This window comes from Arthrobacter sp. StoSoilB19 (assembly GCF_019977275.1).
Lineage (GTDB): Bacteria > Actinomycetota > Actinomycetes > Actinomycetales > Micrococcaceae > Arthrobacter.
Genome location: NZ_AP024650.1, coordinates 116,136 through 142,164, shown reverse-complemented (window position 1 = coordinate 142,164; position 26,029 = coordinate 116,136). Strand labels below are relative to the sequence as shown.

At 67.1% G+C, this 26,029-nt stretch carries 25 protein-coding genes; 15 read left to right on the top strand and 10 right to left on the bottom strand.

Features of this window, described 5'->3' with window-relative positions; all coding sequences use genetic code 11:
• Window positions 1–6 precede the first annotated feature (6 nt).
• The gene (locus LDO86_RS00685; protein WP_018770319.1) at window positions 7–1,557 is read left to right on the top strand and encodes an EAL domain-containing protein; all 1,551 of its coding nucleotides are present in this window, start codon (window positions 7–9) and stop codon (window positions 1,555–1,557) included.
• A gap of 170 nt (window positions 1,558–1,727) precedes the next feature.
• Entirely contained in the window at window positions 1,728–2,789 is a 1,062-nt protein-coding gene (locus tag LDO86_RS00680) for an EAL domain-containing protein (RefSeq protein WP_026265935.1), read from the top strand.
• A 76-nt stretch (window positions 2,790–2,865) separates the two neighbouring features.
• Here the strand turns inward: LDO86_RS00680 and LDO86_RS00675 are convergent, their stop codons facing one another.
• The gene (locus LDO86_RS00675) at window positions 2,866–3,102 is read right to left on the bottom strand and encodes a DUF6480 family protein (protein WP_018770321.1); all 237 of its coding nucleotides are present in this window, start codon (window positions 3,100–3,102) and stop codon (window positions 2,866–2,868) included.
• 134 nt (window positions 3,103–3,236) lie between these two features.
• On the opposite strand from LDO86_RS00675, the gene LDO86_RS00670 reads away from it, so the two are divergent.
• Window positions 3,237–3,551, top strand: coding sequence for a hypothetical protein (locus LDO86_RS00670; RefSeq protein ID WP_018770322.1), 315 nt, complete (start codon window positions 3,237–3,239; stop codon window positions 3,549–3,551).
• Here LDO86_RS00670 and LDO86_RS00665 read toward each other — a convergent pair.
• The 3 genes from LDO86_RS00665 to LDO86_RS00655 all read right to left on the bottom strand — a co-directional run bounded on the left by LDO86_RS00665 (window position 3,548) and on the right by LDO86_RS00655 (window position 5,608).
• Entirely contained in the window at window positions 3,548–4,372 is an 825-nt protein-coding gene (locus LDO86_RS00665) for a glycerophosphodiester phosphodiesterase (protein ID WP_026265936.1), read from the bottom strand. The two genes, LDO86_RS00670 and LDO86_RS00665, sit on opposite strands and share 4 nt — an antisense overlap.
• A gap of 42 nt (window positions 4,373–4,414) precedes the next feature.
• Window positions 4,415–4,678, bottom strand: a complete 264-nt coding sequence (locus LDO86_RS00660) for a hypothetical protein (RefSeq protein WP_018770324.1) — start codon at window positions 4,676–4,678, stop codon at window positions 4,415–4,417.
• Window positions 4,679–4,789: 111 nt separating this feature from the next.
• Entirely contained in the window at window positions 4,790–5,608 is an 819-nt protein-coding gene (locus LDO86_RS00655) for a Cof-type HAD-IIB family hydrolase (RefSeq protein ID WP_018770325.1), read from the bottom strand.
• A gap of 151 nt (window positions 5,609–5,759) precedes the next feature.
• Here LDO86_RS00655 and umuD point away from each other — a divergent pair, with 151 nt between their 5' ends.
• The 3 genes from umuD to LDO86_RS00640 all read left to right on the top strand — a co-directional run bounded on the left by umuD (window position 5,760) and on the right by LDO86_RS00640 (window position 8,861).
• On the top strand, window positions 5,760–6,191 hold the full coding sequence (gene umuD / locus LDO86_RS00650) for a translesion error-prone DNA polymerase V autoproteolytic subunit (protein WP_018770326.1): 432 nt from the start codon (window positions 5,760–5,762) through the stop codon (window positions 6,189–6,191).
• 24 nt (window positions 6,192–6,215) lie between these two features.
• On the top strand, window positions 6,216–7,514 hold the full coding sequence (locus LDO86_RS00645; RefSeq protein ID WP_186447809.1) for a Y-family DNA polymerase: 1,299 nt from the start codon (window positions 6,216–6,218) through the stop codon (window positions 7,512–7,514).
• Between the two features lie 168 nt (window positions 7,515–7,682).
• A complete protein-coding gene (locus LDO86_RS00640; RefSeq protein WP_223993339.1) occupies window positions 7,683–8,861 on the top strand; it encodes an ABC transporter substrate-binding protein in 1,179 nt (392 codons plus the stop codon).
• Between the two features lie 78 nt (window positions 8,862–8,939).
• On the opposite strand, the gene LDO86_RS00635 is transcribed toward LDO86_RS00640, so the two are convergent.
• Together LDO86_RS00635 and LDO86_RS00630 are read right to left on the bottom strand one after the other, a co-directional pair.
• Window positions 8,940–9,887, bottom strand: coding sequence for a carbohydrate kinase (locus LDO86_RS00635; RefSeq protein WP_224084193.1), 948 nt, complete (start codon window positions 9,885–9,887; stop codon window positions 8,940–8,942).
• Window positions 9,888–9,928: 41 nt separating this feature from the next.
• A complete protein-coding gene (locus LDO86_RS00630; RefSeq protein ID WP_224084192.1) occupies window positions 9,929–10,726 on the bottom strand; it encodes an alpha/beta hydrolase in 798 nt (265 codons plus the stop codon).
• A 139-nt stretch (window positions 10,727–10,865) separates the two neighbouring features.
• Here LDO86_RS00630 and LDO86_RS00625 point away from each other — a divergent pair, with 139 nt between their 5' ends.
• Together LDO86_RS00625 and LDO86_RS00620 are read left to right on the top strand one after the other, a co-directional pair.
• Window positions 10,866–11,513: a cyclodeaminase/cyclohydrolase family protein gene (locus LDO86_RS00625; RefSeq protein WP_224084191.1), complete on the top strand. Its 648-nt coding sequence runs from the start codon at window positions 10,866–10,868 to the stop codon at window positions 11,511–11,513.
• A gap of 45 nt (window positions 11,514–11,558) precedes the next feature.
• Complete coding sequence (locus tag LDO86_RS00620) at window positions 11,559–12,299, top strand: SDR family NAD(P)-dependent oxidoreductase (RefSeq protein WP_223993262.1); 741 nt, start codon at window positions 11,559–11,561, stop codon at window positions 12,297–12,299.
• Between the two features lie 4 nt (window positions 12,300–12,303).
• Here the strand turns inward: LDO86_RS00620 and LDO86_RS00615 are convergent, their stop codons facing one another.
• A complete protein-coding gene (locus LDO86_RS00615) occupies window positions 12,304–13,866 on the bottom strand; it encodes a glycoside hydrolase family 32 protein (protein WP_223993260.1) in 1,563 nt (520 codons plus the stop codon).
• A gap of 277 nt (window positions 13,867–14,143) precedes the next feature.
• On the opposite strand from LDO86_RS00615, the gene LDO86_RS00610 reads away from it, so the two are divergent.
• The 5 genes from LDO86_RS00610 to LDO86_RS00590 all read left to right on the top strand — a co-directional run bounded on the left by LDO86_RS00610 (window position 14,144) and on the right by LDO86_RS00590 (window position 19,905).
• Window positions 14,144–15,580 (top strand): glycoside hydrolase family 32 protein, encoded by a 1,437-nt coding sequence (locus tag LDO86_RS00610; protein WP_223993258.1) that lies wholly within the window; start codon window positions 14,144–14,146, stop codon window positions 15,578–15,580.
• Window positions 15,581–15,647: 67 nt separating this feature from the next.
• A complete protein-coding gene (locus LDO86_RS00605) occupies window positions 15,648–16,982 on the top strand; it encodes an extracellular solute-binding protein (RefSeq protein ID WP_018770335.1) in 1,335 nt (444 codons plus the stop codon).
• A gap of 24 nt (window positions 16,983–17,006) precedes the next feature.
• The gene (locus LDO86_RS00600; protein ID WP_056388621.1) at window positions 17,007–17,888 is read left to right on the top strand and encodes a sugar ABC transporter permease; all 882 of its coding nucleotides are present in this window, start codon (window positions 17,007–17,009) and stop codon (window positions 17,886–17,888) included.
• Entirely contained in the window at window positions 17,885–18,790 is a 906-nt protein-coding gene (locus LDO86_RS00595; protein ID WP_224084190.1) for a carbohydrate ABC transporter permease, read from the top strand. Before LDO86_RS00600 ends, LDO86_RS00595 begins: the two co-directional genes overlap by 4 nt.
• Window positions 18,791–18,831: 41 nt before the next feature.
• Window positions 18,832–19,905, top strand: a complete 1,074-nt coding sequence (locus LDO86_RS00590; RefSeq protein ID WP_224084189.1) for a LacI family DNA-binding transcriptional regulator — start codon at window positions 18,832–18,834, stop codon at window positions 19,903–19,905.
• Between the two features lie 27 nt (window positions 19,906–19,932).
• On the opposite strand, the gene LDO86_RS00585 is transcribed toward LDO86_RS00590, so the two are convergent.
• Genes LDO86_RS00585 through LDO86_RS00575 form a run of 3 tightly spaced genes read right to left on the bottom strand, consistent with a single transcriptional unit; the run spans window position 19,933 to window position 23,384 of the window.
• Window positions 19,933–20,895: a ribokinase gene (locus LDO86_RS00585; protein WP_018770339.1), complete on the bottom strand. Its 963-nt coding sequence runs from the start codon at window positions 20,893–20,895 to the stop codon at window positions 19,933–19,935.
• Window positions 20,892–22,319, bottom strand: coding sequence for an MFS transporter (locus LDO86_RS00580; RefSeq protein ID WP_224084188.1), 1,428 nt, complete (start codon window positions 22,317–22,319; stop codon window positions 20,892–20,894). The genes LDO86_RS00585 and LDO86_RS00580 overlap by 4 nt, the downstream gene beginning before the upstream one ends.
• Window positions 22,320–23,384 carry a nucleoside hydrolase gene (locus LDO86_RS00575; protein WP_056388509.1) on the bottom strand — a complete coding sequence of 355 codons (1,065 nt, stop codon included), beginning with the start codon at window positions 23,382–23,384 and terminating at the stop codon, window positions 22,320–22,322.
• A gap of 159 nt (window positions 23,385–23,543) precedes the next feature.
• Between LDO86_RS00575 and LDO86_RS00570 the strand changes: the two genes are divergently transcribed.
• Together LDO86_RS00570 and LDO86_RS00565 are read left to right on the top strand one after the other, a co-directional pair.
• Complete coding sequence (locus LDO86_RS00570; RefSeq protein ID WP_018770342.1) at window positions 23,544–24,590, top strand: LacI family DNA-binding transcriptional regulator; 1,047 nt, start codon at window positions 23,544–23,546, stop codon at window positions 24,588–24,590.
• A 45-nt stretch (window positions 24,591–24,635) separates the two neighbouring features.
• The gene (locus LDO86_RS00565; protein ID WP_018770343.1) at window positions 24,636–25,742 is read left to right on the top strand and encodes a (p)ppGpp synthetase; all 1,107 of its coding nucleotides are present in this window, start codon (window positions 24,636–24,638) and stop codon (window positions 25,740–25,742) included.
• Window positions 25,743–26,029 lie beyond the last annotated feature (287 nt).

Here is a 26,029-nt window from a genome sequence, read left to right as displayed (position 1 = left end):
CCTGCCATGTTTGCCGACGACGATCCCCGGCTTTCGCAGCTGCTGGAAGGTATTGTCCGGCTGGCTTCCGGGGACCTCAGCTCCCGGATCGAGGTCTCACCCGCCCGGGATGAACTGGACGCAATCATCATGGGCACCAATCTCCTGGCCGAGGACCTGCAGATCATCTACGAGGAGCTTGAGCAGCGGGTGCAGGTCCGGACCCAGCTGCTGCACGAGGCGCACCTTGAGATGCAGAAGATGGCAATGCAGGACCCGCTGACCGGCCTGGCCAACCGGTCCGCACTGATCGAAGCGCTGCGCACCGCCCTCGAAGCCCGCACCGCGGCCGGCGGCGAGCCGCCGGATGAAGGCCCCGCCATCTTGCTGATGGACCTGGACGCGTTCAAATCCATCAATGACAGCCTGGGACACACGGCCGGCGACCAGGTCCTGGTGACTGTGGGCGAAAGGCTCCGGACCGCGGTCCGCGCGGCGGACGTCGTCGCCAGGCTGGGTGGTGACGAGTTCGCGATCGTCATGCCGTCGGCGTCGGCAGACCAGGCCGCCATCGTGGCGCACCGCATCCTGGCCGCGCTCACCGAACCCATCGAACTGCCCGGCCGCAGCGTGCGTTGCGGTGCCAGCATCGGGCTCAGCGTGGGCAGTGAAGGCCACAGCCCGGAGGACATGCTGATGGAGGCCGACGTCGCCATGTATGCCTCCAAGGCCGAAGGGCAGAACAGGCTGCACCGGTTCGAGCCGGCCCTGCTGCTGATGCGGCGGCTCCGCAGCCAGCTGGTGGACGACCTGCGGGCCGCCATCAAGGATGACGCGCTGACGCTTTACTACCAGCCCGTGGTGGAGCTCGCCACGGGACGGATCGAGGGCGTGGAGGCACTGGTCCGCTGGAACCACCCCACCCGCGGCTTCATCATGCCGGACGAGTTCATTCCCCTTGCCGAGGAGGCGGGACTGATCTCGGAACTGGGCCTGTGGGTGCTCAGGACGGCTGTGAGGCAGCTCCGGGCCTGGATCGACGCATGCCTGCTGGACAGTACGTTTTCCGTGCGCGTCAATATCTCCGCCACGGACCTGCAGAGCCTGCAGTTCATCGAGGACGTGCGGAACGTGCTCCAGGAGACCGGGGTCAGGCCCGACCAGGTGGTCCTCGAATTGACCGAAGTGGCCATCGTCAAGGGCAATGAACTGGACCGGTACTCGCTGGGCGGGCTGCGCGGCCTGGGCGTGGGCATCGAAATTGACGATTTTGGCACCGGCTACTCCTCCATCAGCTACCTCCGCCGGCTGCCCGTGGACCGGGTCAAAGTGGACAGAACGCTGATTACCGGGCTGGAGACCGATCCCAGCCAGCCTGCCCTGGTGGCCGCCGTGCTGCAGCTGGTACGGGCGTGCGGGCTGGAAGCCGTATGGGAAGGCGTGGAAACCGCTGAGCAGGCGGAAATCCTGCGCGGGCTTGGCTGCCGCAGCGCGCAGGGCTACTACTTCAGCCGTCCGGTTCCGCCGGACCAGATACCCCAACTGCTGGCTGACCAGCAGGAAAGCGCTAACCAGTAACGCAAAACTACTGCGCTTTTGTGGCCGCCGTTATACGATCAGCGTGCGGTGTCTGGTTTTTCGCCGCCGCGAAATTCAGGTCTGGCAACACCGTACTTTTATAAGGCGTTTGGAAATTTGAACATTATTGGGCCATCGGGTCATTACTTCGTCAACTGGGGGCGTTGCTAATGTCGGTTCGGGTACAGGCATGGGGAATTATCGCTGCCGTGCTGGCGGATACGGATCCTGCGGGAGCCGCTGTCCGGCAACGGCTGAGCAGGAGCCTTGACGAGAATCCTGGCGTGCCGGAACGCGCTTTGCTGGAGTATCTCCTGGAGACCCGGCGCAGCGATGCCAACACCGTGGAAACACTGGAAGCGGCCAGGGACATGCGCCTCACAGCGCCCACCCTGCCGCCGCAGTTCGCTGAGCAGCTGGACGCCATCCGCAGCATCTCACGGATCAGCGCCCTGCTCGAGAACCAAATGCTGATGACCGCATTCCAGCCCATTTACGGCCTGGAAGGAAAAACCGTGGTCGGCGCGGAAGCCCTCTCGCGCTTCGTCAGCGATGACGGTGCCGCTGCAGAACTGTGGTTCGCCGAGGCCGCGGCCGTGGGCCTGGGCGCAAACCTGGAGTTCTCGGCTTTGGGATCCGCCGCGGCGGCAGCCCGCGACCTGCCGGACAACCTTTATGTGTCCCTCAATATTTCGCCCACCTCCTGCATGGACCCGCGGCTGCCGGAACTGTTCGACCATATTGAACTCCCCATCGACCGCATAGTGCTCGAATTGACCGAGGACATTCCGGAAGAGGAATATCTGCAGTTCATTTCCGCGATCAATCCACTGCGGGAAAAGGGCCTGCGGATTGCCGTCGATGACACCCACACCGGGGCCGGCGCCCTCAGCCGCATGATCCACCTGCGTCCAGACTTCCTCAAGGTGGGACGCAACGTAATCGGCGACGTCGACAAGGACGGCCTCCAGCGGGCCCTGTCGGCCTGCCTGGTGGACTTCACCGACCAGATCGGCACCATCCTGGTGGCTGAGGGGATCGAAACGGTGGGCGAACTCAAGGTCCTCACCGAACTTGGCATCAGCGCCGGCCAGGGTTACCTGCTGGGGCGGCCGTCAGTGCGGCCCCAGGATTGGGCCAACTGGAACACGCGGCTGGACGTGGACGGCCTGGAGCGCCATTTGGCGGGACCAGGGGAGTCGCGGGGCCGCCATGGCAAAGAGACTTCCTGACACACAGCACGCTCACACCTAAGGCGAGCAGCGCGGCGCATGGCATGACGCCAGGCGCCGCGCCTGCCATTAACCGCTATTCGGAGTGGCCCTGGTCCCGGCTCATCTGGTCCTCTGCCGGCGGCGTCTCTCCCGGGGGCACTCCCCCGCCCGGTTCCAGCCCGGTGACATTGCCCTCTGCCGGGTCGGGGTTTGGCGAACCGGCCGCCTCCCTGCTGCGCTGCTCCGCCAGGTGCGGCTGGGCGGCGCCAACGTCTTCCTTCCCCGGGCGGTCGGGGTTCGCGGGGTCATTCTCCGGATGGTAAGTGCTCATGCTGATCTTCCTTCCTCTCCGGCTGCGGTCCGATTCCCCAGCACTGGACTAATTGTAAGCATGCTGATAATTCTGGAGGAGTAGGGCCGGTATGCCGCTGGGCGCCGGCACGCAATGTCGGAAGGAGCAGTCAGATGGGAATCGGCGACAGCATCGGCAAGGCAGCAGAAAACGCCATGGAGGACCTGGCCGGAACATCCAAGCCGACGGAGAAGATGAATGTGCCCGACCCCACGAACCCCAATGACGGCGTGGAAGTCCACTCGTCCCTGAGTGAAGGTTCAAATGCCATGGAGGCGGAGAAGCAGAAGGCGCCCGGCCTCAAGACAGGCGCTGCCCCGGCACCGGTCTCCAACCGTCCCCTGGGCGGTGACACCGACGAAACTGACCCTGGCCAGGCGGACCGCGACGGCCTTACCGGCGACGCCACCGCGCCGTCCGGAGGCTAGGAACCCGGCGCAGGCGGGTGGCCCTGCGGCCACTCCCCGCGCTCCATGAGCACTTCGCGAAGCAGGTCCGCGCGGTCCGTGACGATGCCGTCCGCGCCCAGGTCGAGGAGGCGGTGCATTTCCGCGGCATCGTTGATGGTCCAGACGTGCACCGCCAGGCCAAGGGCGTGGGCGCGGCGGATGAACCCGGCGGTGGCCACAGGGATCCGTCCATAGCGGACGGGGACCTGCAGCGCATGGACGTCCCTGAGCACCCGGCGCATGAGCCGGTGGAACACCGGGCGTGGAAGCACGGGGCCCAGCAGGGTGAAGAGGGCATTGGAGGACACGCCGGCGGAGGAGGCAACCGGCCGGCTGAGCAGTTTCAGCACCGCCCGCCGTCGACGGTCCGAAAAACTGGTGACCAGCACCCGCTGGTGCACTTGGTGCCGCTCGATGGCGGCGGCCGTGCTGTGGACGGAGCCCCAGTCCTTGACGTCCAGGTTCAGCCGGGCGTGTGGCAGCTGGGTCACCAATTCATCGAACGTGGGGATGGGCTCGCGGCCGTTGATCCTGGCCTTGGCGACGTCCGCGGCCGGCAGGTCCGCCACGCGGCCGCTGCCGTCGGTCAGGCGGTCCAGGGCTTCATCGTGGAAGAGCAGCAGCACGCCGTCGGCCGTGGTGTGCACGTCCGTTTCCAGGTACCGGAAGCCCAGTTCGACGCCGGAGCGGAACGCAGCCATCGAGTTTTCCAGCCCCTCAGCCGAGAACCCGCGGTGGGCCATGGCGATGGGTAGCTGCCGACCGGCGTCGTCCTTGTGCTCGAAAAAGGGCAGGGTCACAATGTGAGCGTACCCGAGCCGCGCGGGGTTGGGGCCGGCGGGTCAGTCAGCGCAGTCGGTTTCCCCGCATGGCACAATGTCCACCCCGTCGCCGCAGTGCAGGAGCGTCCGGCCGCGGCCGCCGTCCAGGTGGACCCAGACTGCCGTGTGGTCGGCGGTGATGGTGTCCACCACGCCGCCCGCCTCAAAACCGGGAGAAAGCAGGACGCGGACCCGGTCGCCCTGGCGCAGCTGCTTCCAGTGCGGAGCCGGGGTTGCTGGCCGGTGCGGCCCATCGGCCATGTGCTGTTTGACGTTCCTTGCCATGGTTGCCCCCTATGAGCCGGCGTAAGTAGTGCCTGCTTTCCATGGTTCACGCTAGGGGGCGAAGGTAAACGCCAGGTGAGCGGCAGCTGTGAATACGGGGGGCTGCTGCGGTCAGGAAAACTGGACGCCCAGGGAGGCGAGCCGCGCCTCCAAAACCTGGGCCACGCCGTCGTCGTCAAAATGCGGTGCCTGCTGCCCCGCCGCGCGGATGGCCTCCGGATGGCCGCTGGCCATGGCATAGCCGTGACCCGCCCACCGGAGCATCTCGATGTCATTGGGCATGTCGCCGAAGGCCACCACATCCGCGGCGTCAATGCCCAGCCCCGAAGCGTACTCGGCCAGGGTAACGGCCTTGTTGACACCCGGCAGGGAGAGTTCCAGCATGGCAACGCCGGGCGAGGAGTGGGTCGTCGCGGCCAGGTGCTCGACGGCGGGTGCCACCTCGGCGAGGAAATCATCGGGTGTGCCGTCGCGGACGATGGCAAGGAATTTGACCACCGAATCGTCACTGGTGAGCGTGTCCTTCAGCGGGGCCGGGGTGAATTCGGCCAGCAGCTCGCTGGATTCGTTTTCGATGAAGCCCGGTTCCAGATGGAATCCGGTGAGCGTTTCCGCTGCGAACAGGGCCGCGGGGCGGAGCGCCTTGATGATGCCGCGGACCTCCAGGACGGTGTGGATCGCCAGGGTGCGGGCGGAGACCAGGCGGTCCGTCTCCAGGTCCCAGACCACGGCACCGTTGGAGCAGATCACCCGTCCCGTGTGGCCCAGCTGCTCCTCGAGGGGGTGCAGCCAGCGCGGCGGACGGCCCGTGACAAACACGAGCTCGACGCCGGCATCGCGGCAGGCGTGGAAGGCGCGGATGGTGCGGGGGCTGATTTTTCCGTCGTGCCCAAGGATCGTTCCGTCAATATCGCTTGCTACCAGCCGCATGATGCCAGTCTACGTGGGGGTTTGCGCACCGTCGCCGCCGGGGCGGCCGCTTCGGGTCCGCGGGCTGTCCAGGGACGGCCGGGGTGGTGCCGTTGTCAGCCTCCGGGTCTACACTGAAACTATCGAACATATATTCGAATAAGGGTGTGTTGTGGGCGTTATTATCGGTCCCCGCGTGATAGATGCGGGCGCCTCGTTGTTCTCGGTGCTGATCTCCCCCGTGGCGGTGGCGGCAGGGTTTCCGTCTCCTGCGCAGGACTACTTTGACGGGCGGATCGACTTGAACGCGCACCTCATCAAGGACATCACCAGCACCTTCGTGGTCCGGGTCACCGGGGACTCCATGGAGGGCGCCGGCATCAGCGACGGTGACGAACTGATCGTGAACCGGGCACTGGAGCCGAAGGACGGGTGTGTGGTGATTGCGGTGCTGGACGGGGAGCTGACGGTTAAGCGCCTCCGCATCACCGGCACCGGCGTGGTGCTGCAGGCGGAGAACCCCAAATATCCGGATATCCACGTCCCCGCCCTGTCCGAGCTGACCATCTGGGGTGTCGCCACCAGGTGCCTGCACCATGTCTGAGATATTCCACGTTTGAGGAGCAGCATGCCTAAGCCGGTGCTCATGCGGCGGATGCCGCAGATCGCCCACGTGGATGTCAACTGCTTCTACGCCTCCGCGGAGCGCGCCTTCGACCCCTCCCTGGAGGGCCGCCCGCTGGTGGTGCTGTCCAACAATGACGGCTGCGCGGTGACGCGCTCCCCCGAGGCGAAGGCCCTGGGCATCGCCACCGGCGAGCCCTGGTTCAAGCTCGCGCCGCGGGCCAAGGAGTGGGGCCTGGTGGCGAAGTCCAGCAACTATGAGCTCTACGGGGACATCAGCTCCCGGGTGATGGAGCTGCTGGGCAGGTACTCGGCGTGGCTGGAGGTTTACAGCATCGACGAAGCGTTCCTGGGCGTGAAGGGAAAACCCGACGAGCTGCTGGCCCTGGGCCGCAGGATGAAAGAGGCCGTGCGGCGGCACGTGGGGGTGCCGGTCTGCGTGGGCATCGCCCCCACCAAGACCCTGGCAAAGCTCTGCAACAAGTGGGCCAAGAACAACGCCGCTTTTGGCGGGGTCTGCCTCTGGGAGTCGGTCCCGGCCGACGTTCGCGAGGCCCTCATGGGCCGGTTGCCGGTGGACGAGGTGTGGGGCATTGCCGGGCGGCTGATGAAGCGGCTCAACGTGTTGGGCATCTTCACCGTGCTGGACCTGGTCCGGGCGGATCCGGTGGCGATCAGGGACAAGTTTTCGGTGGTGCTGATGCGCACCGTCCTGGAACTGCGCGGCACCCCGTGCATTCCCATGGAGGAGGAGCGCGTCGGCCGCGACCAGCTGATATTTTCCCGTTCCTTCGCCACTCCCGTGACCACCGCCGCCGGCCTGCGCGAGGTTCTGAGCATCTACGGGCAGCAGGCGAGCGCCAGGCTGTCCAAGCACGGACTGCAGGCGAAAGTGCTGACGGCCTTCGCTGCCACGTCCCCCTTCAGGGATTACGAACAGGCCTACCCTTCGGTCTGCGTCTCGTTGCCCATGCCCACCGCGGATCCACTCCTGCTCACCAAAGCCGCCCACGCGCTGCTGCCCAATATCCGGGATGGACTGAAATATGCCAAAGCGGGCCTGATGCTCACCGACCTGCGGCCCACGGGAAACCAGCCCCCGCTCGAACTGTTCGAGAACCGGCACGAGGAACGCGGCATCGGGCCATTGCTTGAGGATGTGAGCCGCCGGTTTGGACGGGGGTCCATCGGGCTGGGGCATGCGGGCATCAAGTCGGGCCTGGACTGGACCATGAAGCGGGACATGCGTTCGCCCCGTTACACCACGCACTGGGACGAGCTCCCCCTGGTGAAGGCCGCGTAGGGGCACCAGGAGGGCCGAATCAAGACGCTCCGCGACGATTTTTAACGCCCTGCTACGCCGCATTGAGGCTTCGCGTCTCCCCGTGAACCACTGCGACACGAATGATTGTGGGGCCGCCGGGCGCTCCGTAATCTCGTCTCAGCATCAGCCCCAGCAAAGGATTTCCCCATGGCAAACCCGCAGGACAAGAGTCCGCAAAACCAGCAAGCATCCACCCGCATCATCGCCGGCGGGTCAGCCAAGCCCCAGCGCCCGCTCGGCCTCAAAATCGGCATCGCGGCAGCCGCGCTGGCCCTGATCGGCGGGGGTGCCGCCGTCGCCTCCGCCGTCAACAACGGCACCGCTGCACCGGCAGCCGACGTGGCGCCCGCCGGCAACCCGGCGGCCGAGCTGAAGCTTGGCTACTTCGGCAACGTCACCCACGCCCCCGCCCTGGTAGGGGTCAGCAAGGGCTTCATCGCCGATGAACTGGGCAGCACCAAGCTCAGCACCCAGGTGTTCAACGCCGGCCCCGCAGCCATCGAAGCGCTGAACGCCGGCGCCATCGACGCCACCTACATCGGCCCGAACCCGGCCATCAACTCCTTCGTGAAGAGCCAGGGCGAATCCGTCAACATCATCGCCGGTGCCGCGGCCGGCGGCGCACAGCTGGTGGTCAAGCCGGAAATCGGCTCCGCTGCAGACCTGAAGGGCAGGACGCTCGCGTCGCCGCAGCTCGGCGGCACGCAGGACGTCGCCCTCCGGGCCTGGCTTGCCACCCAGGGCTACAAGACCAACGTGGACGGCAGCGGGGACGTGGCCATCAATCCCACCGAGAACGCCCAGACCCTAAAGCTGTTCCAGGACGGCAAGCTCGACGGCGCGTGGTTGCCTGAACCGTGGGCGTCACGGCTGGTGCTGACGGCCGGAGCGAAGGTCCTGGTCGATGAAAAGGACCTGTGGGATGGCACACTGTCCGGCAAGCCGGGCGAGTTCCCCACCACCATCCTGATCGTGAACCGGAAGTTCGCCGCCGACCATCCGGACACCGTCAGGGCACTCCTGAAGGGGCATGTGAAGTCGGTCGAGTGGCTGAACGCGGCACCGGCCAACGAAAAGGCAACTGCCATCAACGCCGCGCTCAAGGAAGCCGCCGGGGCCGAACTGAAGGCCGACGTCATCGACCGTTCACTGAAGAACATCGTCTTCACCGTGGACCCGCTCGCCGGAACCTACCAGAAGCTCCTGGCCGACGGCGTGACTGCCGGCACCACCAAGCAGGCGGACATCAACGGCATCTTCGATCTGCGGGCCCTCAACAGCGTCTCGGACGGGAAGACCTCGGCAGCGGGGCTTGGCAAGGAGTAGGCCCTCCCTCCATCGGTTGCTCCGCAGGTGTCCTTTTGAGTACTCAGAACGGCACTTGCGGAGCAGCCGATTCGACTCCTAACCCTCTTCGCCCGTTCCCAGCCGGTCCATCTCAGCCCGCGTCGGCGGGTTGGCGCCGGGCCGAGAGACCGTGACGGCAGCGGCCTTGGCGGCATGGGCCAACAGTTCGGCCAGCCCTTCGGCGGGCAGGTCGCGCAGCGCCCCGCGGTTCTGCGCGCCGTCCAGGTCCCGGTCCACCAGGCCAGACAGCAGCGCCGCCATGAAGGAATCCCCCGCCCCCACGGTGTCCGCCACGTCAACTTTCGGTGCGGGAACGGACGCTTCGCCGGCGCGGCACACTCCCCACGGCCCATCCGCGCCCCGGGTCACCACCACAAGCGCCGGCCCCTCCGAGCCTCCCAGGGCCAGCCACTTCCGCGCCGAGTCCAGGACGTCCTGCCCCGGATAAAGCCATTCCAGGTCCTCGTCCGAGGCCTTGACCACGTCCGCCAGGGTGACGAACTTCTCCGCCTGCCGCCGCGCGAAGTCCACGTCGGTGATGATGCTGGGCCGGCAGTTGGGATCGAAGCTGATGGTGGCCGAGGGGTGGGCGTACTCGACGGCGGCCAGGACTTCGGTGGCACCAGGCATCAGCATCGTGGCGATCGAACCCGTGTGCAGCAGCGTGGTGCCCTGCAGCATGAAGCCGAGCCGGTCCGCGAGGCCAGGGAGCTCCCAGGTGAGGTCGAACGTGTAGGTGGCGGCGCCGTCGTCGTCAATCAACGCGGTGGCCACGCTGGTGGGCAACTCATCCGGCGGTACCGGCAGCATGACGGAACTGGCGCGCAGGTGGGCAGCCACCGAATCGCCGTACGCGTCCCGGCCGTAGCGGCCGATGAACTGCACCGGATGGTCCAGCCGGGCCAGGCCCACGGCAACGTTCAGCGGGCTGCCGCCCACATGGGCCTCAATTCCGGAGGCGCGCTGGACAACGTCAACAAGGCCTTCGCCGATCACTGTGAGCATGGTCATACTCTGCCAGAAAGCGGACCGGTCAGCAGTTCGTGTCAGCGGAGCAGCCGGCCCACCAGTTCCCGGCACGTGAGATACGCCTCCGCCGTGACGTCGATCAGGGCGAAGTGGTCCCCCGGCACCCTGACCAGCTGTGCCGGCACGGGTCCGGCCTGGCTGGCCTCAACATAGGTGGTGGACATGCTGAGGGGGACGTCGTCGTCCCCCAGCGCGTGGACGGCATAGACGGGAACGTCCAGCGGCAGCGCGGCCATGGGGTCGGCCATGCGGTGGCGTCCGGGAAATTCCGACGACGGCCCGGCCAGCAGGTTTGCCACCGCACCATCGCTGAGGCTGAGCCGCTCGGCCCCGCCCAGGTTGAGGACCCCCGACTGGCTCACCACCCCGGTGAGGCGGACGCCGTCCGTGCTGTTTTCCACCTGGCTGCCCTCTGCGGGTCCGAGCCCGTCCAGCCTGTTCCTGCCTGCCGCCCACACCGCCAGGTGCCCGCCGGCGGAATGGCCCAGCGCCACTACTCTGCCCAGGTCCAGCGCGTGCGGTGCTGCCAGGTCGGCCAGCTTGTCGATGCCGGCCAGGATGTCCTGGAAGGTGCCCGGCCAGCCGCCGCCGTTGCCGGCACGCCGGTACTCGAGGTTCCAGGCCGCCATGCCGTGTTCCGCCAGGTCCTTGGCCAGCGGCTCCCCCAGTTCGGCCCCGTAAGTGGAGCGCCAGTACCCGCCGTGGATGACCACCACCACGCCCCGGTGCCTCCCGCCAACCGGAAGATCGGGAAGGAAGAGTTCGCCCCACTGGCTGGGGTCGTCGCCGTAGTCATGGCGGTAGCGTCGCGTCACACTGGCCCACTTTAGCGGCCCGGATCGCCGCAAGAGCCCCGTGTTTCCGCGGCCAGGCCCATCAAAACCGGGCCAGAAGCGCGCGGTGCCGCCGTGCCCTGCCGTTTAGCCCCTCACTTTTCTGGGCACGGTCCCTGGCATGGAGGAACCTGTAGTGACCACCCAAGGGTCAACGGTGGAAGAGTGGACGCGCGCGCTGGCGGAATCCACAGGCTCACCCGGCGGAGGGGCGGGGACAGGGCTGATGCTCGCCGTCGCCGCCTCGCTGACGTCCATGGTGGCCGGCTACAGCGGGGACGACGGCGGGGAGCCGGCCCGGATACGCGCCCGGGCGCACGCACTGCGCCAGGAAGCCCTGCGGCTGGCAGATGACGACGCGTCCGCTTCCAAGGCGTTCGGCGCCGCCTTCCGGCTGGACCCGGGCCCGGAGCGGGACGAGGCGATCCGTTCCGCGTCGCTGGAAGCCGCGGCGTCCTCCGCCCTCTTGGGCGAACGGGCCATCGGGGCCATCGACGACCTGGGCTGGCTGGCAACAAACGGCAACCGGTCGCTCGTGGCCGATGTCGTCGTCGCGTTCGGCGCCCTTCGGGCTGCCGTTGCCGGGGCACGCACCAACGTCAGCTTTGACCTCGGGTCACTGCGGTCCGCCGGTGCAACCCTGGATCAGGTCCGGGAACAGCATCCGGACCTGTGGGCCGCCGTCGAGAAACTCAACGGAGCCATGGAGCGCATCGACGACCTGACAGCTGCGATTGACCACCGCGCCGCCCCCACCGACGCCGTCTGACACCGTGATACTGGGTACAAACCCAGGAACAAGGGAGGGCCGCGCATGGCACGCGTTTTCATCACCGGATCCACCGACGGGCTTGGCCTGGCCGCGGCGGAGACGCTGCTGCAGGACGGCCACGACGTGATCGTGCATGCGCGGTCCTCCCGGCGCGTCCCCGCGGTGCAGCACCTGCTGGACCGCGGGGCGCACTGCGTCACCGGTGACCTCGCGGTTGCACAGGAAGTCCGGCAGATCGCGGACCAGGCCAACGCGATCGGCGGCATCGACGCGGTCATCCACAACGCGGGCGTACTCAACGGTGCGGCCCTGCTCCCGGTGAACGTGGTGGCCCCGTACCTGCTCACCGCCATCATTCCCGGCCCGCGCCGGCTCATCTACCTCAGCAGCGGCATGCACCGCGGCGGCAGCATCGGCCTGGACGGCCTGGACTGGGCAGGACGGACGACGACGGCCTCCTACTCCACAACGAAGCTGCACGTCACTGCGTTGTCGGCAGCGCTGGCCCGCCTTGTCCCGCATGTCGCCAGCAACGCCGTCGACCCCGGCTGGGTACCCACGCGGATGGGCGGCCGGTCAGCTCCGGATGACCTGGAACTGGGGCACCGGACCCAGGAGTGGCTGGCCACCAGTGATGATCCCGGGGCCCTGGCCAGCGGGGGCTACTGGTACCACCAGCACCGGCAAACGCCGCATCCGGCGGCCACCGACCCCCGGTTCCAGGACGCCCTCCTGGCCCGCCTTGCGGACCACACCGGGGTCACCCTCGACGCGCTGGCCTAGCCCTTCACGCGGGGGCCGCCAGTTCCCGGATGGTGATGCCGGAAAAGATGGCCGGGCCGCCGTCGGTGTACAGCGAGATGCCGGTATCGCCGTCCGCAAAGTGCACCTGCTGCGACAGAACAGTGTGGCCGGCGTTAACGAACACTTCCACGCTCTGGGTATCCACCAGGACGCGCAGGTGGACGGACTTGGCGTTGAGGTCGATGGGCGCCGCCGCCCGTGTGCAGGGCACCAGCGAGTAGCCGGGGAGGTCCGAGGGCGCCCGGTCAACGTACAGTTCGGCCCCATACTTGCCGATGTTCGTGTGGCGGGTCCCGTCCGCCGAGCGGCCAACGGAGACCCCCACATTCGTGGCCGCCTCCCATGAGATGTCGAGCTCCAGCTCGTAGGCGCGGCCGTTCCAGGGCAGGACGGCACTCCCCTCCACGGTCCGGTCCGGGAGCCCGGTGGTGGCCGTGGCATACCCGGCGAGCGCCCTGACGGGGCTGCTCAGCAGGCTGTACCAGCCCCCTGCCTGGCGCTCCAGGCGCAGTTCGCGCACCACCGAGTTCTGTCCGTTGTACCCGTCCGTGGCATCGGTGGGGACATCCCGGGCGGCGTACTTCCAGTTGTTCATCCAGGCAACGGCGTAGCGGCGCGTCTCCGGTGCTTCGGCCGCAGGCCAGGTCACCGCCGCGTACCAGTCCCAGCCCCAGTCCAGCCATTGCGGATTGTCCACGTCGTCGGCAAGGAACTGGTTACCGTCCCAGGTTCCCGTCCAGTAGGCGTAGGTCATGGGCAGCCCGATGCTGTACGCATCCATGCTGGCGCCAAGCACCCAATGCCAGGTCCCGTCGTCGGCCTTTATCTGGAACAGGTCCGGACACTCGATGCCGCCCAGCGCGTGGTTGGGGTAGTCGAAGTTGCGCTTCAGCTGCCAGTCCCGCAGGTTCACCGACGTGTAGAAGGCAGCGTAGCGCGCCCGGCCGATCACGCACACCCACTCCCCGCGGGCCGCGTCCCAGTGGATCTTCGGGTCGCGGAACCATTCCGCATTTTCAATTTCCGCCTGGGTAACGGCCGTACGCCCGTCGGTGTTGGCAATGACCGGTTCGGGCAGGGAGGTGAAGGTGTAGCCGCCGTCCGTTGACCAGTAGAGGTACTGCTCCTGGTACTTGCGGATGCCGCCCGTGGGCTGCGTTGCCAGCACAACGACGGCACCGGTTCCGAAGCCTGCGGTATTGCCCGTATCCACCACTGCGGAGCCGGACCAGACAGGAAAGTCCGGCTGCAGTGGAAGGGCAACCCCGTGGTGCGTGAAGGCCACACCGTCCGCGGTGGTGGCGTGGTCCCAGCCACCGGGGCCGTTGTTCTGCTCGGAATGCAGGTAGTAGAGGTGGTAGGTGCCGTCCAGGTGAACCGGACGCTGCGGGTCGCAGAGCCAGCCCGACGGCGGAGTCATGTGGTAGGCGGCCCGCAGTGAGGTTTGGGCGCGCGCGGGGACGGTCAGTCCGTTGCCCAGGAACAGGGCGAGCGCGCCTGCTCCTGAACCTTGCAGGACGTGGCGGCGGGACAGGGCGTGGGTCATCGTTGACTTCCTCTCATGGCCGGCGTCATCGCCGGGGCGCTCGACGGCGCCGGGACCCTCGTCAGCCCAGGACTCACCGCCGTGCTTAAGCGCTTTAGCTGGAGAGGGTAATGTCCATCCACTCGACTGGTCAAGCGTTTCAGCAAAATGGCACCCGTCCCAATGCGGCCGAAAACGACCGGGGAAAGTATTTTTGCTAAAACGCTTGATCAAGTGGCGCATTCCACGCTACCTTCGTGGTGATCAAACGCTTTAGCAGAAATGGACATCACCGCCGATGAGCTATCCCGTCTTCTTCCAGCCCGCCGATGCCTGGGTTGGAGACCTTATCCCCTTCCAGAAGGACGGCGAGTTCTGGCTGTTCTACCTTCACGAAGTCCGGGCCGAACCCAAGCCGGGCACCGCCTGGAACCTGGTGACCACCAAGGACCTCACCCAGTTCCAGGACCACGGGGTGGCCCTCCCCCACGGAACAACGGAGGAGCCGGACTTCAACTGCTACACCGGCAGCATCGTGGCCGACGGGTCCGGGGTGCACCACCTGTTCTACACCGGACAGAACCCCGCCAACCTCGGCACCGACGGGCTGCCCCTGCAGCTGGTCATGCACGCCACCAGCACGGACGGCATGGACACCTGGACCAAGCACCCCGGGCTCACCTTCGGGGCACCCACCGGGTATGAATCCGCTGACTGGCGGGACCCCTTCGTCTTCCGCGACGAAGCCGCCGGCCTGTGGCGGATGCTGCTCGCCGCCCGCCACTCCGACGGGCCCGAGCGGCGCCGCGGCGTCATCGCCCAGTGCGTCTCCACCGACCTGATGACCTGGACGCACACGGACCCGTTCTGGGACCCCCGCCGCTACATCACCCACGAGTGCCCCGACGCCTTTGAATGGAACGGCTGGTGGTACATGGTCTACTCGGAATTCTCCGAAACCTTCACCACCAGGTACCGCATGGCCAAGAGCCCCACCGGCCCGTGGACCGTCCCCGCCCTGGACAGCGTGGACGGCCGCGCCTTCTACGCCTCCAAGACGGCAGAGCGGGACGGCCGGCGGTTCTTCTTCGGCTGGATTGCCAGCAAGGAAGGGAATTCCGACGACGGCGCCTGGCAGTGGGCGGGCACCATGGCGGTCTTGGAGGCGCGGCAGAACCCGGACGGGACCTTGGCGTTCGGGTTCGCCGACGAGCTGGTGGACAGCTTCTGGGACGACGTGCCGCTGGAGCTTGAAACCGGGCTGCCCCTCCGGCTGGACGTGCCGGACGGCTACGGTGCCGCCGTCGCCACCAACAACCTGCCCGCCCAGTTCCACGCCAGGGCGGTGTTCGATATCCAGGCCGGAACCACCGAATGCGGAATGCTGCTCCGCTCCAGCCCGGACGGTGACCGCTCCTACGTCCTCCGCCTCGAACCGAAGCGCGGGCGCCTGGTGTTCGACCGCTGGCCCCGGACCATCACCGGCGACGCCCAGTGGCACGTGTCCGGCGATGTTCCCTTCGCCATCGAACTCGAACGCCCCTGCAACCTTCCACCCGGCCGGCACACGCTGGAAGTGGTGGTGGACGGGGACCTCTGCGTCGCCGTCGTGGACCGCCAGGTGGCGCTCAGCACCCGGATCTACGACCTTCCCGCCGGCGCAATAGGCGTGTTCGCCGGCGAAGGATGCGTTACCGTCACCGACCTCGAAGTACGCAAGCGCACCGACAACTGAAATACCACTCCTCCGTTCCACCCGACCCGTTCCACATGATCCACTCCAATCAAGGGAGATTGCCGCAATGAAGAACCTGTTCCGCGCTGCCGCCGTCGCAGCAGTCACCGCCCTGGCCCTGACCGGCTGCGGGGGCGGAAGCTCCACCAGTTCCACCAACGTCGCCCCCACCGGCGAGATCAAGCCCCGCGAAATTTCGTGGCTGCTGTCCCGCCCGGCCGACGGCGCGGTCATCAACATCATGAAGAAGCTGGCCGACGACTACGGCAAGGACCACCCGGGCTTCAAGCTGAACCTGATCACCACCCCGGACCGCCCCTCCTACATCCAGAAACTCGAAACCCTGGCGGCGGCCAACAAGCTGCCCGAACTGTTCGACACCGACGCCACTCCGTTCGCGCAGCAGCTGGCAAAGCAGGGCAAGATGCTGGACGCCGAGAAGCTGCTGAAGACACTGGACATCTACGACAAATACCGCCCCGGGGCCCTGGACTACCAGCGGTTCGACGACGGATCCCTGTACATGATCCCGTTCCAGTACGAGCTGGAATACATCTGGTACAACAAGGCGCTGCTGGCAAAGGCCGGGGTGGCCGTGCCCAAGTCCCTGGACGACATTCCCGCCATGTGCACCGCCCTCCGCGGCGCCGGCATCACGCCGATTGCCATCGACGGCCAGGACCAGTGGCCGCTGGAACGGTACGCCGCCTACCAGCCCTTCCGGGCAGCCGGACCGGAGTTCGTCCAGAAACTGAAGAAGGGCGAGGCCAAGTTCACCGACCCCGCAGGACAGAAGACCGTCAACTGGCTGGCGGAACTGGGCAAGGCCAAGTGCTTTCAGGACGGGTTCTCCGCGCAGGGCTATTCAGACGCGCAGAACCAGTTCACCTCCGGCCAGGCCGCCATGTACAACATCGGCACCTGGGAATTGCCCAGCCTGGCCACGGACAAGCTCAACCCTGCCGTGCGCGACGACATCGACTTCTTCACCCTGCCCACCACAGCCGGCTCGGTGACGGCGGCCAACGAGTTCGTGTCCCCGTCGGGCATCGGCATGGCGGTCAACGCCAAGACCTACGATCCGCTGGTGAGCGACTTCCTTAAGTTCGCCCTGCAGAAGTACCCCGCTGAATACGCCGCCACCGGGGCACTCTCCCCCACCACCGACGTCGAAACCGCCATTCCTGCCAACGCCACGCCGCTGTACCGGAAGGCGCTGGACCAGGCCAAGGACCTGGGCGCCAAGCAGGCCATGCCCTGGGACACCCAGCTGGACCCCACCACCAACGGGCGGCTGCAGCAGGAGCTCGTCCTGCTGGTCCAGGGCGAAATCACGCCCCAGCAGTTCACGGAGACCATGGACAGCACCATCGCCCAGAACGCCCCCAAGTTCTTCAAGTAAAGGCCAGCCATGCTCCCCAACAGGATGCTTCCCAACAGATCGAGGACCTCAGTCCTGGTCTTCCTGCTCCCGCCGCTGCTGCTGTACGGCGCGGCCGTCCTCTTTCCCATCCTCCAGTCCCTGTTCCTGAGCTTCTTCTCCTGGAACGGCATCAGCGACATGGAATTCGTGGGACTGGAGAACTACCTCCGCATGTTCACCGCGGACGACATCTTCTGGCGGGCGTTCCTGAACGCCCTCCTCTACCTGGCCATCTGCCTGGTCCTGCAGCTGGGAGGCGCCCTGGTGGTGGCCAGCCTCCTTACCTCCCTCCGCCGCGGACGGGAGCTCATCAAGACCCTGTACCTGCTGCCTGCCGTGATCTCCACCGTGGCCATCGCCTTCCTCTTCGTGCGGATCTACTCGCTGGAGCCGGTAGGCCTGCTCAACCAGCTCCTGCACTGGATTGGGCTGGGCAGCCTGGAACGGCCCTGGCTCTCGGACGTCAATACCGTCCTGGCGGCCGTGTCCGCGCCGGAAGGCTGGCGCTTCACCGGGCTGTACATGCTCATCATCTACGCGGCGCTGCTGGCGGTGCCCAAGGAGCTGGAGGAAGCCGCGGTCCTTGACGGCGCCTCCCGGTGGACCCTGTTCACCAGGATCCGTTTCCCGTACATCCGCCCGGTGTGGATCACCACCACGATCATGGCCACCACCTACGGGCTGCGCGGCTTCGACATCCCCTACCTGATGACCAACGGCGGTCCGGGCCAGTCCTCGGAACTGCTCACCACCTACATGTACAAGACCGCGTTCACCAGCACGGACTTCGGCTACGCCAGCACCATCTCGGTGTTCATCGTGGTGGAGTGCCTCGTCGCCGTCGGCCTCATCCTGTTCCTGCTCAAGCGGAAGGCAGACGCATGATCACCCAGGCAGCCCCGCCCACCCGGCCCGCCGCCGTCGTCCCGCCCACGCCGGCCGCACCACGCCGCAGGCGCCGGCCGGACCTGTTCCGGACCCTGTCCCGCGTGCTGATCATGCTGATCGTGATCGTGCAGGTCTACCCGCTCGCGTGGCTGTTCCTCACCAGCCTCCGCACCGAACACGACTTCGCCACCGGCGACCCCTTCGCCCTGCCCGGCGCCCTGACGTGGGACAACTACGCCAGGGCATTCGAAACAGGCGACCTGGGCCGGAACATCCTCAACAGCTTCGTGGTGACCATGGGCGCCAACATGCTCATCGTCCTGCTGGGCATGATGGCCGCGTACGCCATCCAGGTGCTGGGCTTCCGGCTCAGCAAACTGGTCCGCGGGCTGTTCCTGATCGGCATCATCGTGCCGGTCCAGATCGCCCTGGTCCCCCTGTTCATCGACTACTCCACGGTGAACCTGCTGGACACGTACCAGTCCATGATCATCCCGCTGGCCGGGTTTTCCCTGCCCATGTCCGTGTACCTGTTCTGCTCGTTCTACGAGTACATCCCCAAGGAAACCTATGAGGCGGCCTCCCTGGACGGCGCCGGGCCCTACCGGATCTTCGGGCTGATCACCCTGCCGCTGTCCCTGAACACCGTGGTCACGGTGGTCTTGGTCAACAGCATCTTCATCTGGAACGACTTCATCTTCGCCAACACGTTCGTCCTGTCCGAGGAGCTGAAGACCATTCCGCTGGGCCTGCAGAACTACATCGGCGCCATGGGCAAGGTGGACTGGACGGCAACCTTCGCCGCCGTGTGCGTCACCATCACGCCGCTGCTGCTGGTGTTCCTGGTGCTCAACAAGGCCATGATCCAGGGCCTCGAAAGCGGGGCGACCAAGGGATGACGGCCACGGCAGGCAGATATACTCCAGACGGAGGCCAGAAGATGTCAACGGAGAACAAGCCAGGCGGGCCGGCGCCCACCGCCCAACCGCCGCGGATGCCAGAACGCGCCCATCCGGTGACCCTCCGCGAAGTGGCCGAAGCCGCCGGAGTCTCCACGGCCACCGTGTCCCTGGTGGTCAACAAGAAGAAGAGCGCCCGGATCGCCGAGGAGACCCGGCAACGCGTCAAGGACGCCATCCGCACCCTCGGGTACCGGCCCAACGCCATGGCCAAGACGCTGGTCAGCGGGACTTCGAAGTTCATCGGGCTCGTGGCCGACGGCGTGGCCACCACCCCCTTCGCGGGCCAGATCATCCACGGCGCCCAGGACGAGGCATGGAAGCACGGGTACGCCCTGCTCATCGCCAACACCGAGGGCAACGGCGAACTGGAACAGGACGCCATCAAGATGATGCTCGAGTACAAGGTGCGCGGCATCCTGTACTCCACCTGGTTCCACCGGCAGACCGAGATACCGGAGCCGCTGCGCGAAGCCGAGTTCGTCCTGGTCAACTGCTTCTCCGACGAGCCCGGCACCCGCGCCGTGGTTCCGGACGAGGTCCAGGGCGGCCGCTCCGCCACCGAAATCCTGCTCCGGAACGGCCACCGCCGCATCGCCTTCATCAACGCCACCATTCCCGCTCCGGCCAAGGACGGACGCCTGGCCGGCTACCGCGAAGCCCTCGAGGATGCCGGGGTGGCGTTCGATCCCGGGCTGGTGATGGAGGCCTATCCGGACCAGGAGGGCGGCTACGGGGCAACCGCGGAACTCCTCAAGCGCGACGTGACGGCGGTGTACTGCTACAACGACCGGATGGCCATGGGCCTGTACGACGGCCTGCGGGAGCGGGGCCTGTCCATCCCGGACGACATGGCCGTGGTGGGCTTCGACAACCAGGAGGTCATCGCCGCCCACCTTCGCCCGCCGCTGTCCACCGTGTCCCTGCCGCACTATGAGCTGGGCGCGGCCGGTGTGCGGACCCTCCTGGGCATCGACGCCGCCACAGACGGGGCCGCCAAGATCCACTGCCCGCCAGTGGAGCGGGCCTCGGTCCGGGCCCAGGCGCGGGCCTAGCCTCACCGGCCGGCCCCGCCGGCGGCGTCAGGACGCGCGGAGGCGGCGTTCGACGTCGGCCGTGTCCGGGTACGCTGCCTGGGTCCCTTTGCGGGTGGTTGCCAGGGCCGCGGCAACGGAGGCGAAGGCGGCGGCATCGGCGAGCGCATCCCCCGCCGCAAGCCGCACGGCAACTGCTCCCGTGAACGCGTCCCCGGCACCGGTGGTGTCCACCGCGTGCACCTGGGTGGGTTGAACGGACGTCACGCGGGAGCCGGGAGACGCCAGCGAGTCCAGCACCACGGAGCCCTGCGAACCGAGCGTCACCAGCACCTGCTGGATGCCCCGGGCGGCAAACCGCTCCCGCGCCGCTTCCCACTCGTCGGCGGGCGCCCCGGCACCCGGCACGGAAACACCAAGGAACAGCGCGGCCTCGTGGGCGTTGACCAGCAATACGTCAGCCAATCCGGCCAGGGCTGACGGAATCTCCGCGTAAGGCGAGAGGTTCAGCAGGACCGTTGCGCCGGCGTCGTGCCCTGCCCGGGCTGCGGCCAGCACCGTGTCCATGCCGACCTCAAGGCAGAGGCTCACCACGGCGGCCTCCTCCAGCACGTCCCCGGCGTCCGCGACGTCGGCCGGGGACAGAGTGCCGTTGGCCCCGGCGGAGATGATGATGTTGTTCTCGCCACGGGCGTCCACGGCGATGACCGCGACGCCGGTGGGCTCAGTGGAGGTCCGCACGTGCCCCACATCCACGCCGGCCCCTGCCACCGAGGCCTCGAGCATGGCTCCGTTGGCGTCCTTTCCCACGGCACCCACCAGGCTGACGTGGCCGCCCAGTCGGCCGGCGGCCACCGCCTGGTTGGCGCTCTTGCCGCCCGGGTTCACGGCAAATCCGTTGCCCTGGACGGTTTCGCCCGGCTGCGGCAGGCGTTCGCAGTAGATGGTGAGGTCGGCGTTGAGGGAGCCGACGACGACGATCCGGCCCGTGCTGCCGGCCGCGGTACTCATTCAGTCACCTCAGCCTCAACCGGCTTGGGGATCAGCAGGGACGCGGCGAAGGCGGCGACGGTCAGTGCCAGGCCGACGACCACGACGGTGAGGTAGGAGGCCTTAGCGTCGCCAAGTGCCGACGTCGCCACCAGCACGGCCGGCAGGATCAGGAAGCTGAGGCCTGCGCCCAGGTTGAACGCGCCCGCGTTCATGCCGGGCAGGAAGCCGGGGTTTCCGGCGGGCGAGAGGACAACACCGAGTCCGTTGAGCATGATGTTGACCGTACCGGCGTACATGATGCCCAGCAAGACCGTGCCGGCGATCATCAGGGGCAGGCTGTCCAGGCCCAGGAAGGCAATCAGCGCCAGCGCCGCGATGCTGCCCAGGAGGCCGATCCGGAGCACCTTGGTGTAGCCAAGGACCGGAGCCAGTTTTCCGCTGATCGGGCCCACCAGCCAGCCCAGCAGGGCGTACGGGGTGAGGATGATCAGCGACATTTCGGTGGGGCCCACGCCGAACCCGGGGTTGGCGGCCTGGACGTAGGCGGGAACGATGCCGTTGATGACGGCGAAGATGCCGGTCATGGTCAGCGTGGTGGTGAGCAGCGGAGCCCAGGTGGAGCGCTGGCGCAGGTGCACGGTTTCCACCATGGGCTGCGCGGCGCGCTGTTCGGTGCGCCAGAAGGCGAAGAACGCGACGGCGGACACCAGTACCAGCGCCAGGCTCAGCATCAGCGTTGTGGCGGAGAAGCCGCCCACCAGCTTGGAGGCCTCGTTCAGTGCGGTCAGCAGGGCGCCGACGGCCACCACGATGAAGAACACGCCCAGCCAGTCCATCCGGGTGCCGGCGGCAGGCTTGCTTTCCGCCGCGAGGACCATGATCAGGGCGGTGGCGGCGGCGGCCAGCACCACCATGAGCCAGAAGATGCTGCGGAAGCCGAAGTGCTCCGCGAAGTAGCCGCCCACGAAGGAGTCCACGCCGGCCACGCCGCCGTTGACCGCGGTGATGAGACCCATCAGGGTGCCGTATTTCCGCGGGTTGCTGACCGCAGAACGCAGCATGATCAGGCACAGCGGCACGGTGGGTCCGCTGACGCCCTGGATGATGCGGCCCACGAAGAGCCACGTGACGTCCGGGGCGAGGGCCGCGATGACGGACCCCACGGCCATCAGCACCATCATGCCCACCAGGACCTTCTTGCGGCCCACGATGTCGCTGAGCCGGGGCAGGAAGAGGGAGAAGAGGGCGGCGGCGGTGAAGAACCAGGTCTGGGAGAGGCCGATGACGGCCTGGTCGGTGTTGAGCTCCTCGCCCATGGTGACCAGGGCGGGGCTGAGCATGGAGGCGTTGAGCTGGAAGGCCACGCAGGCTGCCAGCAGTGCGGTCATGAGGGCGGCGACGTTGCCGCGGCCGGTCTTGGTTTCGGTCATCGTGGCAGTCATTTACTTGACCCCTCCGGCGGTGAGGGAGGCACTGGCCTGGCGTTCGACGTCGGACGCGTTGCCTTTGGTGATTGGCTCGCCGATGCGTTCCAGCGCGTCGGTGACCAGGTCCCAGAAGCGCGCGTGGTCCAGGTCCACGGCCACACTGGTGTGGCAGTCGGCGGGGGCGGGGGCGCGGAAGTCCGCCACGGTCATGCCGAGCGTGAGGGCGCCCTGCAGTTCGATGTTGACCGGCACCTTGCGGGTGCTGACGATGCTGGGGTCGATCACGTAGGCCACGGCGCACGGATCATGGACCGGCGGGTGATCGAAGCCCTGCGCGTCCTTGTAGGTGTGGGCGAAGAAGTCCATCAGCTCGGTGACGAATTTGGCCGGGGTGGTGCCGATGGCGGCGATCTTTTCCACGACCTCGGGGGTGGCGAGCGCCTGGTGGGTGAGGTCAAGACCCACCATCACCACCGGCCATTTTTCATTGAAGACGATGTGCGCGGCCTCGGGGTCGATGATGATGTTGAACTCCGCCACGGCGCTCCAGTTGCCCACGTGGTAGCCGCCGCCCATGAGGACCACTTCCCGGACGCGTTCCACGATGCGCGGTTCCTTGCGGGCGGCCATGGCGATGTTGGTCAGGCCGGCAGTGGGGACCAGGGTGACGGTGCCGGGCTCGTGCGCCATGACGGTGTCGATGATGAGGTCGACGGCGTGGCGCGGGTCCAGTTCGATGGTGGACTCCGGCAGTGCGGGGCCGTCCATGCCGCTTTCACCGTGGATGTCCGGCGCGGTTTCGATGCTGCGGACCAGGGGCCGCGGGCAGCCGGCGGCGAAGGGGACGCCGGTGATCCCGGCGATGGTGCCGACGGCCAGGGCGTTGCGGGTGACCTTTTCAAGGGTCTGGTTGCCCACCACCGTGGTGACGGCCAGCAGTTCAATGTTCGGGCTGCCGTGCGCCAGCAGCAGGGCCACGGCGTCATCGTGGCCGGGGTCGCAGTCCAGGATGATCTTCCGGGGCTTTGGGTGGCTGTCTACGGGCCGGGGATCTAGTTCCACGATGGTTCTCCACGTCATTGGGGCCTGCCGGGGAGGCAGGGATTCAGTATTCCGGGAGTGATCATGGCAGGCTTTTGCGGCTGACGTCAAACGCTTAACGTTGGGAGGTGTTGCCGCACGTCAAACGCTTGATGCGTTGCTGCCCCTGGTGTTCCCTGCGGCGGATAGGATCGAAGTATGGATTCCGGGGAACAGGTGCAGCAGCGGGCGCGGCCCCGGCGGGTGACGGCAGCCATGGTGGCGGCGCGGGCCGGCGTCTCCGTGGCCACGGTGTCCTTGGTGGCCAACGGCAAGACGGCGGGCCGGGTGTCCGAGGACAACATTTCCCGGGTGCGGGAGGCCATCGCCGAGCTGGGGTACGTGGTGGACGGCATCGGGAGCTCGCTGGCCAAGGGCGTCAGTTCAATCGTGATCCTGGTGGCGCCGGACATCTCCAACCCGTTCTTCGCCAAGGTGATCGGCGGGGTGCGGGAATCCCTGGGGCCCAACTACCAGCTGCTGCTCTCCGTCACCGATTCGGGCGAATTCCCCAAGGCCGACGACGTCCGGAAGCTGATGTCCCTGCGGCCGGCAGGGCTCCTGGTTGACGCACCGAACGCGGACTTCCTGGCCGATCTGTCCGTGGCCGGGCCCCTGGTCCTGCTGGACGCACCCGGCCTGGAATCGGTTGCTCCCGCGGTCAATCTGGACGTCGCGCAGGGCGCCCGGGAGTTGGCCGCCCACCTCGCCGGGGCCGGGCACCGGCGCGTGGCCTACCTGGACAGCGTGACCGGAACCGAAACTTTTGCCATCCGCCGCGAGGCGTTCCTGGCCGAAGCGGCCGCCCGGGGCATGGCGGTGGATCCGCAGCATATCCCTGCCACCACCATCGACGTTGGCGAGGCCGCGGCGGCCTTTGCCGCAGCGTGGCCGGACTGGCAGCGCCAGGGGGTGACCGCCGTCGTCTGTGCCACGGACACCCACGCCTACGGTGTGCTGCAGGAAGCCCGGGTGGAAGGGGTCCGGATTCCGGAGGAGTTGGCGGTTGCCGGCTTCGACGACCTGCCGTACTCCGCTACCAGCAGCCCGGGCCTGACCAGCGTGCACCTGCCCGCGGCGCTGCTGGGCCTGAAGGCCGGGGAGCAGCTCCGCCGCCTGATGGAAGGCCGGCCGCTGGAGCAGGAGGAACTCATCCTCGAGAGCTCCCTGGTGGTGCGCGGGTCCACGTCGGCCGCCGAAACGTAGGGGGCCCAAAGGCTTCCTGTCGGACCCCCGCCGTAAGCTGGGACCATGCCGAGTAACTGGGAAAACCTGGACGAGCCGCTGCGTGAGTCGGTGCAGCACAACGTGGAGATCTATGAGCGCGTCCGGCCTGCCCTGAAGCTGGTTACCCGGGACGTTTTGCTGGTTCTGCGGGACATGCTGAAGGACAGCGAGGTCACGCCGCTGTTTGTCACCGGCCGCACCAAGACGGTGGAATCGTTCAAGGAGAAGATCTCCCGCACGGAAGAGCCGCTGGAACCCGGCGGCCGGCGGCTCCTGAAGTTTCCGGACCCGTTCCGCACGCTGAATGACATGGTGGGCATCCGGGTGATCACCAAGCTGCCGGCCGAGAACGCCGCCGTGGCCAACATCATCAAGCGCCAACGGCAGCTGTTTGACTGCCGCGGCGACCGCGAGAAGGACATCGGCTCCATCGAGAGCGGCACATACGGGTATTCCAGCCGCCACCTCATCCTGCGCACCATCCAGAACGAGGCCGTCAAGGAATACCAGCAGGTCTTCAACCCGGACCTGCAGCCCAATGGCAGCTACTTTTTCGAGTGCCAGATCCGCACCATCTTCGCCCACGCATGGAGCGAGATCGAGCACGACATTCGGTTCAAGGCCGAGGACCCTCGCGCCTGGACCCCGCACTTCGACCGGCAGTTCACCGCCACCGCGGCCATGCTGGAAACCGTGGAGACGGCCTTCGCCGACCTGCACGAACGGTATGAGGAAGTCCGCAGCTTCTGGGACGTGGACGGCGAAGGGGCCGCGCCGCTCACGCCCAACCGGATCCGGGACGTGTGGCGCACGCTGCTCCCCCACGTTGACCGCAAGGTGGACGACGACTGGGGCTGGGCCGCCGAACTCCTCGCCGCGCACGGCCTGAACCAGACCATGCAGCTGGCCGGGCTGCTCAGTGCCAACCGCATCACGGAGGTCCGCAAGGCCCTGGACCACCGCTACTCCCCCGGACCGGACCGGCTCCTGGACGACCTCCTCCTGTGGCAGTACGGCACCAAGCACATCGACCTCACCGCGGAAGGGCCCGACGCCGTCCCGCACCCGCGGCGCGACAGCCTCCTGCGGCGGCTGCGGCAGATCGAACGGTATCGGATGACGAAGAAGTAGGGGTAGGTACCTTGACGGCCGTTTATATGGATCGAACCCGCGACCTGAACCAGATTCCCTGAACGATTGGGAGGTTATTGGGAAGGCACGGCAGCTAATCCGAGAAGTCGACAGCACTCCTCTGGTCCACCTGACGCCGTTCTTTTACCAGCACGCCTATGGAGCTGAGGATGACCACCCTTGACCTTCTTCGTATGTTGGGACAAGAGGCCGACGGACGCAGCAGACTCTGATCAAGGCCTAAGGGCCGATAGTTGATCTTGTGTAAAGCTGGCGCTGAGAGGGGT